The 16774-nt window shown below is 63.9% G+C and carries 13 protein-coding genes and 1 other RNA gene; 4 read left to right on the plus strand and 10 right to left on the minus strand.

Annotated features, from left to right (window positions below):
- The first annotated feature begins 2 nt into the window (after positions 1–2).
- Positions 3–971, plus strand: a complete 969-nt coding sequence (locus KW825_RS00085; protein WP_218327794.1) for a LysR family transcriptional regulator — start codon at positions 3–5, stop codon at positions 969–971.
- Between the two features lie 433 nt (positions 972–1404).
- On the opposite strand, the gene KW825_RS00090 is transcribed toward KW825_RS00085, so the two are convergent.
- On the minus strand, positions 1405–2058 hold the full coding sequence (locus KW825_RS00090; RefSeq protein WP_182785576.1) for an NAD(P)H-dependent oxidoreductase: 654 nt from the start codon (positions 2056–2058) through the stop codon (positions 1405–1407).
- A gap of 247 nt (positions 2059–2305) precedes the next feature.
- Between KW825_RS00090 and KW825_RS00095 the strand changes: the two genes are divergently transcribed.
- On the plus strand, positions 2306–3202 hold the full coding sequence (locus KW825_RS00095; RefSeq protein WP_218292179.1) for a LysR family transcriptional regulator: 897 nt from the start codon (positions 2306–2308) through the stop codon (positions 3200–3202).
- A gap of 473 nt (positions 3203–3675) precedes the next feature.
- Here KW825_RS00095 and ffs read toward each other — a convergent pair.
- The 9 genes from ffs to KW825_RS00140 all read right to left on the minus strand — a co-directional run bounded on the left by ffs (position 3676) and on the right by KW825_RS00140 (position 13648).
- Positions 3676–3772, minus strand: an RNA gene (ffs, locus tag KW825_RS00100) — signal recognition particle sRNA small type.
- Positions 3773–3872: 100 nt separating this feature from the next.
- Positions 3873–4661: a sulfite exporter TauE/SafE family protein gene (locus tag KW825_RS00105; RefSeq protein ID WP_042653696.1), complete on the minus strand. Its 789-nt coding sequence runs from the start codon at positions 4659–4661 to the stop codon at positions 3873–3875.
- Between the two features lie 93 nt (positions 4662–4754).
- Positions 4755–6191 carry an arginine-ornithine antiporter gene (gene arcD, locus KW825_RS00110; RefSeq protein WP_042653695.1) on the minus strand — a complete coding sequence of 479 codons (1437 nt, stop codon included), beginning with the start codon at positions 6189–6191 and terminating at the stop codon, positions 4755–4757.
- A 390-nt stretch (positions 6192–6581) separates the two neighbouring features.
- Positions 6582–7343 carry an SDR family oxidoreductase gene (locus tag KW825_RS00115; protein ID WP_163155093.1) on the minus strand — a complete coding sequence of 254 codons (762 nt, stop codon included), beginning with the start codon at positions 7341–7343 and terminating at the stop codon, positions 6582–6584.
- Between the two features lie 265 nt (positions 7344–7608).
- Positions 7609–8520: a 3-hydroxyisobutyrate dehydrogenase gene (gene mmsB, locus KW825_RS00120; RefSeq protein ID WP_218327796.1), complete on the minus strand. Its 912-nt coding sequence runs from the start codon at positions 8518–8520 to the stop codon at positions 7609–7611.
- 68 nt (positions 8521–8588) lie between these two features.
- On the minus strand, positions 8589–9686 hold the full coding sequence (locus tag KW825_RS00125) for an enoyl-CoA hydratase/isomerase family protein (RefSeq protein WP_218327797.1): 1098 nt from the start codon (positions 9684–9686) through the stop codon (positions 8589–8591).
- Positions 9687–9749: 63 nt separating this feature from the next.
- A complete protein-coding gene (locus KW825_RS00130; protein ID WP_218327798.1) occupies positions 9750–10568 on the minus strand; it encodes an enoyl-CoA hydratase in 819 nt (272 codons plus the stop codon).
- Between the two features lie 291 nt (positions 10569–10859).
- Positions 10860–12017, minus strand: a complete 1158-nt coding sequence (locus KW825_RS00135; RefSeq protein WP_218327800.1) for an acyl-CoA dehydrogenase family protein — start codon at positions 12015–12017, stop codon at positions 10860–10862.
- Between the two features lie 119 nt (positions 12018–12136).
- Entirely contained in the window at positions 12137–13648 is a 1512-nt protein-coding gene (locus KW825_RS00140; RefSeq protein WP_218327801.1) for a CoA-acylating methylmalonate-semialdehyde dehydrogenase, read from the minus strand.
- Positions 13649–13889: 241 nt separating this feature from the next.
- On the opposite strand from KW825_RS00140, the gene KW825_RS00145 reads away from it, so the two are divergent.
- Together KW825_RS00145 and KW825_RS00150 are read left to right on the plus strand one after the other, a co-directional pair.
- The gene (locus tag KW825_RS00145; RefSeq protein ID WP_218292186.1) at positions 13890–15038 is read left to right on the plus strand and encodes an isovaleryl-CoA dehydrogenase; all 1149 of its coding nucleotides are present in this window, start codon (positions 13890–13892) and stop codon (positions 15036–15038) included.
- 112 nt (positions 15039–15150) lie between these two features.
- On the plus strand, positions 15151–16767 hold the full coding sequence (locus tag KW825_RS00150) for a carboxyl transferase domain-containing protein (protein WP_218327802.1): 1617 nt from the start codon (positions 15151–15153) through the stop codon (positions 16765–16767).
- Positions 16768–16774: the final 7 nt, after the last annotated feature.

Raw genomic sequence — 16774 nt, forward strand, 5'->3', positions numbered from 1 at the left:
CCATGATCAGCGAATTGAGATCCATCACCACCTTCGTGCGCACGGTGGAACTGGGCAGCCTCAGCAAGGCCGCCGAGGCCCAGCAGATCTCCCCTCAGGCCGCCAGCAAGGCACTGAGGCAACTGGAGACCTATCTCGGGGTGAGGCTGTTCCATCGCACCACCCGCAGCATGTCGTTGACCGAAGAGGGCCAGCGTTTTCTGGAGGCAGCCCAACCCGCCCTGCTTGGCCTGCAACAGGCGTTGTCAGCCGCGAGGCAGACCCAGGAAGCATTCGCTGGCCCACTGCGGATCGTGGGGCCACGCTCGGTCGCGCAGATGATCATCGGCCCAGTGCTGGACGAGTACTGCCGGCTCTACCCCGAGGTCCAGCCGGATGTGCAGCTCGATGACCGTATCGGCAACTGGGTAGAGGAGCGAGTCGATGTGGGCCTTAGGATCGGGCTCTCGCCGCAGGACGGGCTGATCGCACGCCGCCTGTTTCCCTTGCAGCTCATCATCTGCGCCTCCCCCGCCTATCTGCGCAAACATGGGGTGCCGCACACGCTGCACGATCTGGGCGTGCACCGCTGCAGCGTGTTTCGTCATGCCGGCACCGGCCACCTTATTCCCTGGCATGTGAAGATTGGGGAGAGCATGCAGGATCATCTCGTTCGTCCGGCAATATCGACCAATGATGAGACGGTAGAGCTGGGCGCCGTGCTGGCGGGAGAAGTGATAGGCCAAATTGCCGGGCCGACGGCGGCGGCGCACATCCGGGCCGGTCGCCTGGTTCCCCTGCTGCTCGACCACATGACAGACATGTACAGCCTGTTTCTCTACTACGGCAGCCGCGCGGCCCAGCCCGCCCGGGTACGCCGCTTCATCGATCTGGCGGTCGAGCGTCTCACCGACAGCCCGGAGTTCGTGCTCGGTGCCGAGGAGCTGCGCCTTGCCCATGCTCGGGGAGTCGGGGATGCAATGCCCGGATAAGGAGCGATAAGCAGGTGATCGAGCTGTCACAGAGACAGGAGTACCAGGCGACGGCTAACTGACGAAGAGCCCTCCACGAAAGATAGGCGGGCTCACGGTGACGCAAGGGTGCCCCAGGATGTTTCCAGCATCAGCCAAAGGAGTCTGGTTGACTAACCCGGGCTTTACTTCGACGCCAATGACAACCTCGTAGTCGGCCAAGAGACGCCTTTTGAGCCTTCGAGATCCTTGACGCATGCGCCGGGTGGCAGGCGGTTGGCGGGTTGGCGGGTTGGCGGGTTGGCGGGTTGGCGGGTTGGCGGGTTGGCGGGTTGGCCAGTATTGTGGTCACTGGTGGCGACAACTCATCGCACATCACAGGCCAAGGCAGACGGTGAACGCCCAGAAACTGAGCGGTCACCGTCACCTCGTTGTCGACCAGCATCCGACGTCGTCAAGGGGATGTGAGTGCCTCGTCCATCTTGCTCTCCACCTGAGGCAGGGGGCTCGCAACGGGATCAAAGATGGCATCCAGATGGCCACGCAATTCTTCAATAGCGCCTGCAACATCCGGCTGCTTCATCACATCGAAGCACGAGAAGGAGGGCAACACCTCTACGCCACAGAACCTGTAGTTGGCCGTGTTGCTGACGAAGACGTCATCCACCGTTTTGCCCTCGAACAACATCTGCCCAGCATCGCCAAATGCCGCCCTCGGTGCATTCCAGGTCAGCGACAGCATGTACTGCTTGCCATGCATCTTGCCGCCAGAGCCATATTGCTTGCGCGGATCCTCGCGCGTCCTGCCATCACCCGACAGAAAACGCTGCTGGAACATGCCCGCGGTAAATACCTCATCGACATACTTCTTGTAGATCCACGGCATGCCGAACCAGAAAACCGGCGATTGCAGGATGATGATGTCTGCCCACAGATGCTTGTCGACCTCGCCCTGAACGTCGTAGCCCTGCTCTATGTATGTCTCCTTCACCGCATAGCCGCGCGCTGCCATCTCTTGCTTGATGATGCCTGCCAGGGTGCTGTTCAGTTTGCCGCCGGAGATGCCTTCAAAAAACTGATGTGCGTTGATGATCAATACGTTTTTCATCGTCTTCTTTTCCTCAATAATCAATGGTCTGATGAACCTTCTCACTTGCCTGTTGGTTTCGGCGTCGTGGGGTCCATCACGCTGACCAGGGCGTCACGACACCTGAGGGAAAGAGGCCCGAGGGCATGGCAATCTTGCGGATTGGTTTTCATGGGTGCCTCCTTCACGGTGAAGGCAACTATAGGCGCCGCATTAGCGCAGAAAAATAGCTTAATCCTGCACACTATATGAAGCTATGCTTCAAGATATGAAACTCAATCAACTCGACGGCCTGATGGCCTTTTGGAAAGTCGCGGAGCATCGCGGCTTCACTGCCGCGTCTGCCGAACTGGAGGTATCGCCTTCCGCGCTGAGCCAGGCGATCAGGCAGCTGGAAGCGCGTCTCGGCGTACGCCTGCTCAATCGCACGACACGCAGCGTGAGCCTGACGGAGGCTGGGGAGGACTATCTTGCCCGCATCGGCCCGGCACTCGGTCAGGTCATTGTGGCGGGTGAAGAGCTGAACGTCCTGCAAGGTGGGCCCACCGGCACATTACGCATCAATGCCGCACGCATTTCGACCTCAATGGTGTTGCAACCGCTGTTGGCAGGTTTCCTTCGTGAGCATCCGAACGTGAAACTTGAACTGACCAATGACGAAGGCTTCGTCGACATCGTCGAGCGGGGTTTCGATGCGGGCATTCGCATGGGAGAAGATCTGCACAAGGACATGGTCGCCCTTCCCCTTGGCGGCCCCATCACAGTCGCCATCGTCGCCTCTCCTGATTATCTCGCGCGCTTCCCCGCGCCCAGCCATCCGGACGACCTCATGCAGCACAACTGCATCCGCTTCCGCTTCGCCGGAACAGGCGCGATCCACAAATGGGAGTTCAAGGTGAATGAGGAAATCGTCGAGTACGAGGTCAAGGGCAACCTGACCATTACGGACACCCTGTTCAGTACGGAGGCGGCACTGGAAGGCGTCGGGATCGCCTACACCTTTGAGCAGCTGGCCCTGCCACACATCAAGGCAAAGCGCCTGACGCGAGTCCTTGCACCGTTCTCGCCGACCTTTCCAGGCTTCTCTCTGTACTACCCCAGCCGGCATGATCAACCGTCCAAGTTGAAGGCATTCATCGAGTACGCGCGGCGGGCTGTCATCTGAGCAAGCCTGCTTTCAGCTGTTGCTGAAGGTGCTCAACAGCGCTCGTTCGCCCTTGTTGCTCCTGCATAGTCGCTTGGGCCGGGATACACATGTCACCGAACCGGCAGATACCAGAGAGGATCGGCCGCTTGCTCACAACAATCCGGACGTTCACATCATAGGGGGCGGAGGCTGGAACCATGGCAGAGATGACGGCTGGGTTTTACGCGAGCACGCGCACAGACAAATAACTGGGCGAGCTTGTTTTGGACTGCCAGCCTATCCCGCGTGCCGAGCGATATATTGATGTCCGTCGGCAACGACAGCAGGTGTGCCGACCTTCCGAAGGAAGCAAATGTCTTAGGGACTGATGTATCGGGAACTGAGCCAGAAACGCATTGCAGATGCGATCAGTCATCCACACAAAGTGGATTACCAAGAGGTCTGAAGGGGAATTGGAAGGTAACTTATTGATTTTCAGAAACAGGTGGTGGCCCCACCAGCCACATCCCGGCACTCGAGTCCCCCACCTTGGCTGCTACCTTCCGGTCCTGACCAGGTCGACGGGTTATCAATGCGAGAGGACCAATGGGACCACCGGCGACGAGAATAGCAAAGTCCCGTTTCATTGCAATGGCTTTCTGCCCGGGGACGGTGCGTTTGCCTGCTTTTTCGGCAATTAGCCAATAAATCAGCTAAATAGCATAAATTTTGCCCCTATCACCAACATCAGCATGGCGAATGCCTGCTTGAGTCGCTGAGGGGGAAGACGGTGTGCCAGCCGGGCGCCGATGCGGGCAAACAGGGTGCTGGTGAGGATGATGCCGAGCAAGGCCGGCAGATAGATGAAGCCCAGGCTCCACTCGGGCAAGCCGGCATGGCCCCAGCCGGCGTAGAGATAGCTGAGGCTGCCCGCCAGCGCGATGGGGATGCTGCAGGCGGCGGAGGCCGCGACGGCGTTGCGCATCGGCACGCTGTTCCAGCTGAGGTAAGGCACGGTCAGGGAACCCCCGCCGATGCCAAACAGCGCCGACATCCAGCCGATGACGGTGCCGGCGATGCCGGTGCCGACCGGACCAGGCAGATGGCGTTCCGCCTTGGGTCTGAGGTTGAGCCCCATCTGCACGGCCATGGTCCAGGCGAAGCAGCCGATGATGACGTTGAGGGTGCTGGCGCTGAGCAGGTTGGCCGTCATGCCACCGAGCCAGGCGCCGACCAGCATGCCGACCGCCAGCCGGCGGATGATCAGCCAGTCGACGGCGCCCGCCTGTTTATGCACCCGCAGCGAGCTGAAGCCGGTGAAGATCATGGTGGGCAGCGAGGTGCCGAGCGCGAGATGGGTGATGATATCGGGGGAGACCCCCTGGGCATGGTAGGTGAAGACCAGCACCGGCACTATGATGAGCCCCCCCCCGATCCCGAACAGCCCCGCCAATATGCCCGCGAAGGCCCCCAACAGCAGATAACCCATAAACAGCATAGAATGTCCTTCCCAAGCGGCGTCACCGTCCGTTTCTGCCAGTCGACACCTGAAAAAAAAGATGGCCAGGAGGCCATCTCTTTATTGTGCCGATTAATGCAGGGGAATGGTACCGTCCATCACCTTGTAGAAGGCCAGCACGGCGCAACCGAGCAGGGCCGCCGTCATCCCCTGCTCCAGCCGGTTGAGGCTGCGCAGCCCATGATGCTGGCGCGCCTTCCAGTAGATGAAGATGCCCGGGCTGTAGAGCAGCGCCACCAGCAGCAGGTATTCCACCCCGGCAGCATAGACCAGCCAGCAGCCGTAGACGGTGGCCACCAGCGCCAGCAGCAGGTCACGCTTGCGCTGGTGCGGCTGGCCCTGATAGGTCTCCCCGCTCAGCGCCAGCTTGAGCCCATAGGCGCCGGAGAAGACATAAGGCACCAGGGCCGCCGAGGTGGCGATGTTGACCAGCGCCAGGTAGGTGCTGCTCTGGAAATAGATGATGATGAGGAAGATCTGCACCAGACAGGTGGAGCACCAGAGCGACACCTTGGGCGAGCCGTTCTTGTTCTCCTTGGCAAACCAGGCCGGGAAGACCCCGGTCTTGCCGGCGATGTAGGGCACTTCCGCCGCCAGCACTGTCCAGCTCAGCAGGGCGCCGATCACCGAGATCACCAGACCGATGTTGATGAGCCAGGCGCCCCAGGGGCCGACCACGGCCTCCAGGATCATGGCGGTGGACGGATTCTTGAGGGCCGCCAGTTGTGGCTGGCTCATCACGCCAAGGGAGAACAGGGTCACCATCACATAGAGCGCCAGGGCGCCGAGCAGCGCCAGCACGGTGGCACGGCCCACGTCCTTGCGATGACGGGCGCGGGCGGAGACCACCACGGCCCCCTCGATGCCGATGAAGACCCAGAGCGTCACCTTCATGGTGGACTTGACCTGATCCATCACGGATCCCAGCTCCATGTTGCCCTGTCCCCAGATGTCCAGGGTGAAGGTCTCCATGTTGAAGGCGAGCAGAACGGCGACGCAGAATACGATGAGCGGCACCATCTTGGCGATGGTGGTGACTATGTTCACCAGAGCCGCGACCTGGATCCCGCGCAGCACCAGGGCATGCACCGACCAGATGAGCAGGGAGGCGAGCGTGATGGCCACCGGCGTGTTGCCGTCACCAAAGATGACGTTGTCGGGGGTATCGAAGAAGTAGCTCAGCGCGCTGAACACCACTATGGCGTAGGAGACGTTGGCCAGCAGTTGGCAGAGCCAGTAACCCCAGGCGGCGTTGAAGCCGACGAAGTCGCCGAAGCCCGCCTTGGCATAACTGAAGATACCGCCGTCGAGATCCGGGCGGCGCATGGAGAGATTCTGGTAGACCAGCGCGAGGCAGATCATGCCAAGACCGGTGATGGCCCAACCCAGGGCGACGGCCCCGGCGCTGGCATGAGCGGCGATATTTTGTGGCAGACTGAAGACCCCGGCGCCGACCATGGAGCCGATCACCAGCGAGATGAGGGCGCCAAGCCCTAGTTTCTTGTCCATCTCAATCCTGTTTGATTAGGCGGCTGCAGAGCGTCCGTATTCATACTGCGCGCGACATGGGAGGGGCGAAGAGTCCGAGCCCCGTGAAAAAGGCGGCAACTATATTGCATGACTATTCCGACCGCAATCCCTCGCGGTGCCAATCATGCGCCACCTTGACCGCGCGCAATTCTACAGCACTGACCCCTGAGGCCTGTGAGCTGGTTCAAATTCAGAAAGACCCATTGATATTTCTCATTTTTCCATGACCTCGCCCCGCCTTTTCCAGATCAGCGCTGCATGGACATGCAGGCGCCCGAGGGCCCGCCAGGCAAGGCCGGCGGCGCAGACGGCTAATAAAAACGCCCCTGTGCCGAAGGCAAGGGGCGAGGTCCTGGTCGGCGACCCGCGTCAGAGCCGCAGGCCACCGTCGAGATCGATTATCCGCCCGGACAGATAGTCATTGGCGAGAATGAATTGCACCGTCTGGGCCAGTTGCGCCGCCTGCCCCAGAGTGCCGACCGGGATGGCCTGCTGCATCCGGGCCATCGCCTCCGGTTTCATCGCCGCCGTCATGTCGGTGGCAAAGACGCCGGGGGCTATGCCCATCACCCGGATCCCGTGGCGGGACAGCTCCCGCGCCCAGGTCACCACCAGCGAGGCCACCCCCGCCTTGCTGGCGGCATAGTTGCTCTGGCCTATGTTGCCGGCGCGGGCGATGGAGGAGATGTTGATCATGACCCCCCCCTGCCCGCCCTTGGCCATCAGCGCCGCCCCCTCGCGGCCACAGAGGAAGGTGCCGGTCAGGTTGACGTCGATGACCGCCTGCCACTGGGCCAGGCTCATCTTCTCCACCAGCTCCCCCTCCTTCACCTTGATCAGCATGCCGTCCCGCAGGATCCCGGCGCAATTGATAAGGCCGTGCAAGACGCCAAATTGCTCCTTGATGGCGGCGAAGGTCGCCTCCACCTCGGGCTCGCTCGCCACGTTGCAGACGAACAGGGCGCAGCGGCCATCCCGGCTGCGCAGCTCGGCCTCGGTGACCTCCAGATCGGCGCGATTGACGTCGATGAGGGCCAGCACAGCCCCCTGAGCGGCCAGGCTGAGGGCGATGGCTCGGCCCAGTCCTCGTCCCGCCCCCGTGATGGCGATGACCTTCTGCTTGATATCCATGGAGACTCCTTGCCAGCTGACTGGCCATAAATGGTTGGGTGAACGAGCCGAGGGCGGTGTCGCCTCGAGTCAACCGCTTTGGGACTGATCAGCGATTTATCCAGATAGAGTGCGACGATGCCGGAGCAGTCCTTGACCCTGGCGCTTATTTGTCACTGGGTGCCTTATCGAGATATAGCTCCAGGATGCTGGAAAAATCCTTGGCCCCCTGACCCTGACTTGCGTGCAGGTTGAAACGGCTGTGGGGGGCCAGAGCCTCTGGCGCTTATTTGTCACTGGGTGCCTTATCGAGATACAGCTCCAGGATGCTGGAAAAATCCTTGGCCCCCTGACCCTGACTTGCGTGCAGGTTGAACAGGTTACGGGCCAGCGCCCCCAGGGGCACGGCGCTGTGGGCATGCTCGGCCAGCGCCATCGCCAGCCCCAGATCTTTTACCATCAACCGGGTCATAAAGCCCCCTTGGTAGCCTCGTGCCGCAGGCACGTTCTCCATCACCCCGGGCCAGGGGTTGTAACGCTCCAGGCTCCAGTTGTTACCCGAGCTCTTGCCCATGATGGTGGAGAGCACGGCCGGATCCAGCCCCTCCTTCACCCCGAGCGCCAGCGCCTCGGCGGTGCCCGCCATGTGGATGGCGAGCAGCATGTTGTTGCACATCTTGGCGATCTGGCCCGCCCCCAGCGCCCCGGCATGGAACAGGTTCTGCCCCATCTGGGCCAAAATCGGCCTGGCCGCCTCGAAGTCGGCCTGCTCGCCGCCGACGATAAAGGTCAGGGTCCCCGCCGCCGCCCCGGCGACGCCGCCCGAGACGGGGGCATCGATGAAACGAATGCCGCGCACCCTGGCCGCCTCCCCCACCCGCCGGGCCGAGGCCACGTCTATGGTGGAGCTGTCGATCACCAGGGCCCCCGCCGGCAGCGCCCCCAGCAGATCCTGGCCTCCCCCCTCTGCCAGCCAGAGCGAGCACACATGCTCGCCGGCCGGCAACATGCTGATGACCACCTCACAGCCACCCACCGCCTCGCGGGCATCGCCGGCGGCGATGCAACCGGCGGCGATCGCCTTCTCCAGGTTCTCCGCCACCAGATCAAACACCTGGACGGCGTGGCCGGCCCTGGCCAGGTTGGCGGCCATGGGGCCCCCCATATTGCCGAGCCCGATAAATCCGATCCTTGTCATCCTTTGCTCCTTGCTCCGTTCGTTATCTGGCCGGGCCTTTCCGGCGCTCTTGTCTTGTCGACTCGCTGTTAAGGGATCAGGGGATTCTTCCCTTCGGGCCAGCGATAGAAATCGTCAAGCCAGTCGCTGCCCGGTTGGGCCGCCTGCCAGCGGGGGGACCTGTCCTTGTCGATGAGCAGCGCTCGCACCCCTTCCACGAAGTCCCCCTTCAGCACGCAGTTGACCGAGAGCGCCAGCTCATCGGCGAACACCTCGGTCAGGGACTGGCGGCGGGCCTGCCAGTACTGGCGCCAGAGGATGGCACGGCTGATGGGGCTGCCGCCGCGGCAGGTCTCCCGCGCCGCCACCAGGCTCGCCTCGCCCAGCTCGGCATCGAACAGCCGCTCCAGCACCCCTTGCAGGGTGCGGCCGGCCATCAGCCCATCGATCCTGGCCTGCCGGGGCAGGATCACCGGCGCCGGCAAGGACGAACTGGCACACAGGCTGCCCAGCAGCCTATCGATCTGATCCCGTCGGCCGTCCGGATCCGCAGACCAGGGCAAGGCGGCAAGACGCGGCAGCAGCTCGGCGCGCGCACCGCTGGCGATGGCGTGATCCGCCAGTCCCAGGCCGATGGCATCCGCGCCGTTGAAGCGCGCCCCGGTGAGGCCGAGCCAGAGCCCGAGTCGCCCCGGCATCCGGCTTAAAAACCAGCTGGCCCCCACATCCGGATAGAGGCCTATGGTCACCTCCGGCATGGCAAACAGGCTCTTCTCGGTCACCACCCTGAACCCGGCGCCGGCAAACAGCCCTATGCCGCCCCCCATGCAGATGCCATCCGCCACGCAGATGAGTGGCTTGGCATAGCGGTGAATGTGGTGATCGAGCCTGTATTCCTGCTCGAAGAAGTCGCGGGCATAGCCAAACAGCGCCTGCTCGCTCTCCTCCTGCCGGCGGTAATAAAAAGAACGAATATCGCCCCCGGCGCAGAACGCCTTCTCCCCGGCCCCCTGCAGCAGCACGCAGACCACGGTCGGATCCTGCTCCCACCGATCGAGCTCCCGTTGCAGGGCCTGGATCATCGGCAGGCTCAGGGCGTTGAGGGAGGCGGGGCTGTCGAGGGTCAGCACGCCGATCCGATGGCCATCCCGGCTGGGATGGAGGCTTGCCTTTACCGGCTCAGTCATCGGTGGCGCCTCCCCGGTTCGCGGGATAACGATGGGGAAAACAACCTGAAACAGGGGGATTTATTACTCATGAACGGCTCCATCCGGCTTTGATGAGGGGTCTATGCCTATCCCGTAGTGCCAGCGTGGCGCTCGCTTCTCCAGGAAGGCGGCCACCCCCTCACCTTGATTGGCATCGCTGAACAGCGAGAGGAACAGGCTGCGCTCCAGCGGCAGGGCCGCGTCGCGCGGGCCGCTGCGGCCCTGATTGATCAGCTGCTTGCAGGCACGCAGGGCGCTCGGGCTCTGGCGCTCGACCATCTGCGCCATCTGCTGGGCCGCTCCCCAGGCATGGCCCTCGGTCACGACCTCCTCCACCAGCCCCATCTCGTAGGCCAGGGTGGCGCTCACCTTCTCGCCACAGAGGATCATGCGTTTGGCCCAGCCCGGCCCCACCAGCTCGGTGAGACGCTGGGTGCCGCCGGCACAGGGCAAGAGCCCCACCGAGGCCTCCGGCAGCCCCAGCTTGGCCTGCTGCTCGGCGATGCGAATGTCACAGGCCAGTGCCACCTCCAGCCCGCCGCCCATGGCATAGCCATTGATGGCGGCGATGCTGACGCCGTGGAAGCGCGCCAACGCCTCGAAGGCGCGACCAAAGGCCTCGGCCACCGCACGGGCGTGCACCGGGTTGCCGTCGGCAAACATGTTGAGATCGGCCCCGGCGCAGAAGAACTTGTCCCCCGCCCCACGGATCACCAGCGCCACCACATCGGGGCGGCTGTCGAGCTCCACCATCATCTGCAGGAAGGCCTGCAGGCTGGCGAGGGTCCAGGTGTTGGCGGGCGGATGATCCAGGGTGATGTAGGCCACGTGACCGTGATATTCGAGTCTGATCCTTGTCATTGCATTGTCCTTGTGAATAATCCTGCCCGCCATGATGACAGGGTTGAATGGAGCCGAACTCTGGCTGGCTCACAAAGATAACGTTGGCAGCCGTTACTCCAGCGACTGACCGGGATCCGCCAGCAGGCGGCGGACGATGATCGGCCGCATCACTTCCTGCCTAGCGCCTTCCAGAGATGGCGCAGGAGTTCGTTACTCCAGCGACAGACCGGGATCCGCCAGCAGGCGGCGGACGCTGATCGGCCGCATCACTTCTTGCCTGGCGTCTTCCAGATATGGCGCAGGAGTCCGTTACTCCAGCGACAGACCGGGATCCGCCAGCAGGCGGCGGGCGATGATCAGCCGCATCACTTCGTTGGTGCCTTCCAGAATGCGGTGTACCCGGGTGTCACGCAGGTAGCGCTCGAGCGGGTACTCGCGGATATAACCATAGCCGCCAAAGAGTTGCAGGGCCTCGTCACAGACGCGATAACCCACATCGGTGGCGAAGCGCTTGGCCATGGCGCACCAAGCGCTCTTGTCCGGGCTGCCGCTGTCCAGCTTGTCGGCGGCCTGGCGCACCAGCAGCCTGGCGGCGGCCAGCTCGGTGGCCATGTCGGCGAGACGAAACTGCACGCTCTGAAATTCCGCGATGGGGCGGCCAAACTGCTGGCGCTGCTGCACATGGGCCAGCGCATCGTCCAGCGCCTGCTGGGCTGTGCCCACCGAGCAGCTGGCGATGTTGATGCGGCCACCGTCGAGGGCCTGCATGGCGAACCTGAACCCTTCCCCCTCCTGCCCGAGGCGATAACGGGCGGGGATGCGCACCCCGTTGAAGGCCACCTCCCGGGTCGGCTGGCTGTTCCAGCCCATCTTCTCCTCCGCCTTGCCGTAGTGGATCCCCGCCGTGTCGGCGGGCACCATAAAGGCGGAGATCCCCTTGGCCCCCTCACCGCCGGTGCGGGCCATCACCACCAGCACCTCGGTGCTGCCCGCCCCCGAGATGAAGACTTTGTTGCCGTCGATGAGGTAGTCATCGCCGTCCCGCACCGCGCGGGTCTTGAGGGCCGCAGCGTCCGATCCCGCCCCCGGCTCGGTGAGGCAGTAAGAGCCCAGCAACTCGCCGCTGGCGAGCCTCGGCACCCACTCCTCGGCCACGTCGCTGGGCAACCAGCTGCCCAGCATCCAGCTCACCATGTTGTGGATGGTGAGGTAGGCGGTGGTGGAGGTGCAGCCCATGGCCAGGCGCTCGAAGATGAGGCTGGCATCCAGCCTTGGCAGCGCGAGCCCGCCGTACTGCTCCGGGGTATAGAGGCCGCAAAAGCCGAGCGCGGCCGCCTGCTTGATGGTGGCAATGGGAAACTCGTGCTCCCTGTCCCAACGGGCGGCATGGGGTTTGAGCGCCTCATTGGCAAAGGCGGTGGCGGCCTCCATGTAGGCCTGCTGATCCTCGGTCAGGGTAAAATCCATCTCGTTCGCTTCCTCGTTGTCCTTGGTTTATCTGTCGCTCGGTGCCGGCCTATGATCTGGTTCCGAGCCTGCCGGCCTCTTTCCTCGATCGGCGTCAGCTCAGTACCACTGATCGCCGCTCAGCGCAGGCTGATGGTCATATTGGGGCCGTGCGGAATGTCCTCGTCGAACCAGCGCTCGGTCACCGTCTTGGTCTCGGTGTAGAAGCGCACCGCCTGCTTGCCGTAGGCGTGCAAGTCCCCGTAGAAGGAGCCGCGCCAGCCGGTGAAGGAGAAGAACGGCAACGGCACCGGAATGGGCACGTTGATCCCCACCTGGCCCACCGCCACCTCGTGGCGGAACTTGCGGGCCGCGGCGCCGCAGCCGGTGAAGATGGAGGTGCCGTTGCCATAGGGGTTGTTGTTGATGAGGGCGAGCGCCTCGTCCAGATCCGCAACCTCCAGGCAGGCGAGCACGGGGCCGAAGATTTCCTCTTTATAGATGCGCATCTCGGGGGTCACGCCGCGAAACAGAGTCGGCCCCACCCAGTTGCCCACCGGATAACCAGCCACGTCGCAGAAGCGGCCGTCGAGCAGGCACTCGGCACCCTCGCTGATCCCCACCTCGATCAGGTTCTCCACCCGCACCTTGGCCTCCGGGCTGATGAGGGGGCCATAGGCCGCCTGCGGATCGTGCCAGATCCCGGGCCTGACTTTGGCAAATTCGGCGGCCAGCTCCGGGATCCACTCCCGGGCACCGCCCACGAACACCGCCACGCTGATGGCCATGCAGCGCTGGCCGGCGGCGCCGACCCCGGCCCCCACCAGGTTGCTCAGCACCTGCCCCTTGTTGGCATCGGGCATGATCACCATGTGATTCTTGGCGCCGACGAAGCATTGGGCGCGCTTGAGGTGATCGGTGGCGGTGCGATAGACGTGGGCCCCGACCCGGGCAGAGCCGACGAAGCTGACCGCCTTCACATCCGGATGGGTGATCAGCGCATCCACCTGCTCGGCGCCGCCGTGCACCACCGAGAGGATGCCCTTGGGGGCCCCCGCCTCGGTGAACAGCTCGGCCAGCCGCATGGGGGTGAGCGGATCCTGCTCCGAGGGCTTGAGCACGAAGCCGTTGCCACAGGCGACCGCCAGCGGAAACATCCACAGCGGTATCATGGCGGGGAAGTTGAACGGGGTGATGCCGACGCAGACCCCGAGCGACTGAACCCAGGAGTGACCGTCGACCCGGCGCGCCACGTTGCCCATGGTCTCCCCCATGGTCTGGCTGGCGATGGCACAGGCCTGCTCCACCACCTCGATGCCACGCCAGACATCGCCCTTGGCATCCGCCAGGTTCTTGCCGGTCTCCTGGGCCAGCAACTCGGCCAGCTCGTCGTGATGGGTCTTGAGCAGATGCTGATAGTTGAACATGACCCTGGCCCGCTCAGGCGCCGGCACCTCCCGCCACAGCAGGTAGGCGTCGTGGGCGCAACGCACCGCCAGCTCGACCTCGGCCGGGGTGGCCATGGGCAGGCGCGCCAGCAGGCTCTGATCCGCCGGGTTGGTCACCTCGATCCACACCTGACTCTCGGAGGCATGGGCCTGACCGCCTATATAGAGCGGCAGGTCGCCGTACTGGGTGTGATGGTGACTCATGCTGCCCCCCTCTTGCCGCTAGGCCAAGATCTGCACTTGCTGATCATGCTGTTCACTCCTTGCGTTCGACCATTCGAGGGGATGCACCGCTTGCCACCGCCGCTCAACGAATTTACCTTAGACTAACAATCAATTTACGTTTACGCTAACGTAAACTTAACCCATAAATGGACTGACCAGTTTGTTGCCATTGGCGGCACTGCCGGTGAGTACCAGCCGCTTGATATAAAGGAGAGCAAGGATGCATGCCCTGATGGATGAGACCCTCCGCGCCCTGACCGAACAGGTCGAGGCCTTCTGCCAGAAGGTGATAGCGCCCCGCGCCAGCGAGATTGACCGCAGCAACGCCTTCCCGCGCGACCTCTGGCCCCTGATGGGCGAGCTCGGGCTGCACGGCATCACGGTGGCGGAGGAGTATGACGGGGTCGGCCTCGGCTACCTCGCCCACGTGCTGGTGATGGAGCAGGTGAGCCGTGCCAGCGCCTCGGTCGGCCTCTCCTACGGCGCCCACTCCAACCTCTGCATCAACCAGATCCACCGTCACGGCACCCCCGATCAGAAGGCGCGTTACTTGCCTGATCTCGTCAGCGGAAAGCACGTGGGGGCGCTGGCCATGAGCGAGCCGGGAGCCGGCTCCGACGTGGTCAGCATGCGCCTGACGGCAGAGGCCAACGGTGATCACTTCGTGCTCAACGGCACCAAGATGTGGATCACCAACGGCCCGGACGCCGACACCTTCGTCATCTATGCCAAGACCGATGCCAAGGCCGGCGCCAAAGGAATATCGGCCTTCATCGTCGAGGCGGGCACGCCTGGCTTTACCACGGCCCAGAAGCTCGACAAGCTCGGCATGCGCGGCTCCAGCACCTGCGAGCTGGTGTTCGAGGAGTGCAGGATCCCGAAACAGAACCTGCTCGGCGCCCTGCACGGCGGGGCCCGGGTGCTGATGAGCGGGCTGGACTACGAGCGCATCGTGCTGGCGGCGGGGCCCCTCGGCATCATGCAGGCCTGCCTGGACGTGGTGCTGCCCTATGTGCGCGAGCGCAAGCAGTTTGGCCAGGCCATCGGCGAATTCCAGCTGGTACAGGGCAAGCTGGCGGACATGTACACCCGCCTCGCCAGCAGCCGCGCCCTGGTCTATTCGGTGGCGAGCGATTGCGATCTGGGCCACACCAGCCGCAAGGATTGCGCCGCCGCCATCCTGCTGGCCGCCGAGAACGCCACCCAGATGGCGCTGGACGCCATCCAGCTGCTGGGCGGCAACGGCTACATCAACGAATACCCCACCGGCCGGCTGCTGCGGGACGCCAAGCTGTACGAGATTGGCGCCGGCACCTCGGAGATCCGCCGCTGGCTGATCGGCCGCGAGTTGATGGGAGAGAACACATGAGTCACCGTATCCATTCCTGGCTCGTTAGCCATAACCTCGAGCTCGCCGCCAATATCAGCACCTCGGAGATCCGTCATTTGCTGATCGGCCGCAAATTGATGGAGGAAGGCGCATGAGTCAAATTCACTCCCTCCTCGACACGGCGAGCGCCGAGTTTGCCGCCAACCGGGAGGCCATGCAGGCCCTGGTGGCCGATCTCAACGCCCGCTTCGACGAGATTGCCCTGGGGGGCGGCGCGGCCAATCAGGCCCGCCATCAGGCCCGCGGCAAGTTGCTGCCCCGCGAGCGCATCGATCGGCTGCTCGATCCCGGCTCCCCCTTCCTCGAGCTCTCGGCCCTGGCCGCCTGGCAGGTGTATGAAGAGCCGGTGCCCGCCGCCGGCATCATCACGGGATTGGGCCAGATCGCGGGCCGGCTCTGCTTGCTGGTGGTGAACGATGCCACCGTCAAGGGCGGCACCTACTACCCGCTCACCGTGAAGAAACACCTGCGCGCCCAGGCCATCGCCGAGCGGCTGCGCCTCCCCTGCCTCTATCTGGTGGATTCGGGCGGTGCCTTCCTGCCCATGCAGGACGAGGTGTTTCCCGATCGGGATCACTTCGGCCGCATCTTCTACAACCAGGCCCGCATGTCGGCCCAAAACATCCCCCAGCTCGCCGTGGTGATGGGGCTCTGCACCGCCGGCGGCGCCTATGTGCCCGCCATGGCCGACGAATCTATCATGGTCAGGGAGCAGGCCACCATCTTCCTGGCGGGGCCGCCGCTGGTCAGAGCCGCCACCGGCGAGGAGATCAGCGCCGAGGCCCTGGGGGGTGCCCTGGTGCACTGCGCCCACTCCGGGGTGGCCGATCACCTGGCCGAGGACGATGCCCATGCCCTGACCATCGCCCGTACGTTGGTTCGCAACTTAGGGCTGAGCAATCTGGGCGTGCCACCACCGCCATCTGCCCCGACCTACGATGAACCCCTTTACCCCATCGAGGAGCTCTACGGCCTGGTGGGCACCAGCCTCAAGCGCCCCTATGACGCCCGGGAGCTCATCGCCCGCCTGGTGGATGGCTCCGAGTTTGACGAATTCAAGGCGCTGTTCGGCACCACGCTCATCACTGGTTTTGCCCGCATCTGCGGCATGCCGGTGGGGATCCTCGCCAACAACGGCGTGCTGCACAGCGACAGCGCCCAGAAGGGCGCCCACTTCATCCAGCTCTGCAACAGGCGTGCTATTCCCCTGCTGTTCCTGCAGAACATCACCGGCTTCATGGTGGGCAGTGCGGCGGAGAGAGAGGGCATCGCCAAGCACGGCGCCAAGCTGGTCACCGCCGTGGCCTGCAGCCGGGTGCCCAAGCTGACCCTGATCGTCGGCGGCAGCTTCGGCGCCGGCAACTACGGCATGTGCGGCCGCGCCTATGAGCCCGACTTCCTGTTCAGCTGGCCCAACAGCCGTATCTCTGTGATGGGGGGCGAGCAGGCGGCCGGGGTGCTGGTGCAGGTGCGCCGCGACAAGCTGGCGGCCGAGGGCAAAAGCTTGAGCGAGCAGGAGGCCGAGGCCATACGCGCGCCGGTGATCGCCCAGTATGAACAACAGGGCCACCCCTACTACGCCAGCGCAAGGTTGTGGGATGACGGCGTCATCGATCCCGCCCAGAGCCGCACCGTGCTGGCCCTGGCGCTGGCGGCCTGTCAGGGCGCCGAACTTGGCCCAGAACAATACGGCATCTTCCGGATGTAAGGAGTTC

The sequence above is a fragment of the Aeromonas sp. sif2433 genome (assembly GCF_019218705.1).
GTDB classification, from domain to species: Bacteria; Pseudomonadota; Gammaproteobacteria; order Enterobacterales; family Aeromonadaceae; genus Aeromonas; species Aeromonas encheleia.

Bases quoted from the DNA above. Each gene is read 5' to 3' on its own strand.
- KW825_RS00085 (WP_218327794.1), top strand. From the start codon at position 3: ATGATCAGCGAATTGAGATCCATCACCACCTTCGTGCGCACGGTGGAA.
- KW825_RS00115 (WP_163155093.1), bottom strand. From the start codon at position 7,343: ATGGATATCAAGCAGAAGGTCATCGCCATCACGGGGGCGGGACGAGGA.
- mmsB (WP_218327796.1), bottom strand. From the start codon at position 8,520: ATGACAAGGATCGGATTTATCGGGCTCGGCAATATGGGGGGCCCCATG.
- arcD (WP_042653695.1), bottom strand. From the start codon at position 6,191: ATGGACAAGAAACTAGGGCTTGGCGCCCTCATCTCGCTGGTGATCGGC.
- KW825_RS00105 (WP_042653696.1), bottom strand. From the start codon at position 4,661: ATGCTGTTTATGGGTTATCTGCTGTTGGGGGCCTTCGCGGGCATATTG.
- KW825_RS00130 (WP_218327798.1), bottom strand. From the start codon at position 10,568: ATGACAAGGATCAGACTCGAATATCACGGTCACGTGGCCTACATCACC.
- KW825_RS00140 (WP_218327801.1), bottom strand. From the start codon at position 13,648: ATGAGTCACCATCACACCCAGTACGGCGACCTGCCGCTCTATATAGGC.
- KW825_RS00135 (WP_218327800.1), bottom strand. From the start codon at position 12,017: ATGGATTTTACCCTGACCGAGGATCAGCAGGCCTACATGGAGGCCGCC.
- KW825_RS00145 (WP_218292186.1), top strand. From the start codon at position 13,890: ATGCATGCCCTGATGGATGAGACCCTCCGCGCCCTGACCGAACAGGTC.
- KW825_RS00090 (WP_182785576.1), bottom strand. From the start codon at position 2,058: ATGAAAAACGTATTGATCATCAACGCACATCAGTTTTTTGAAGGCATC.
- KW825_RS00095 (WP_218292179.1), top strand. From the start codon at position 2,306: ATGAAACTCAATCAACTCGACGGCCTGATGGCCTTTTGGAAAGTCGCG.
- KW825_RS00125 (WP_218327797.1), bottom strand. From the start codon at position 9,686: ATGACTGAGCCGGTAAAGGCAAGCCTCCATCCCAGCCGGGATGGCCAT.
- KW825_RS00150 (WP_218327802.1), top strand. From the start codon at position 15,151: ATGAGTCAAATTCACTCCCTCCTCGACACGGCGAGCGCCGAGTTTGCC.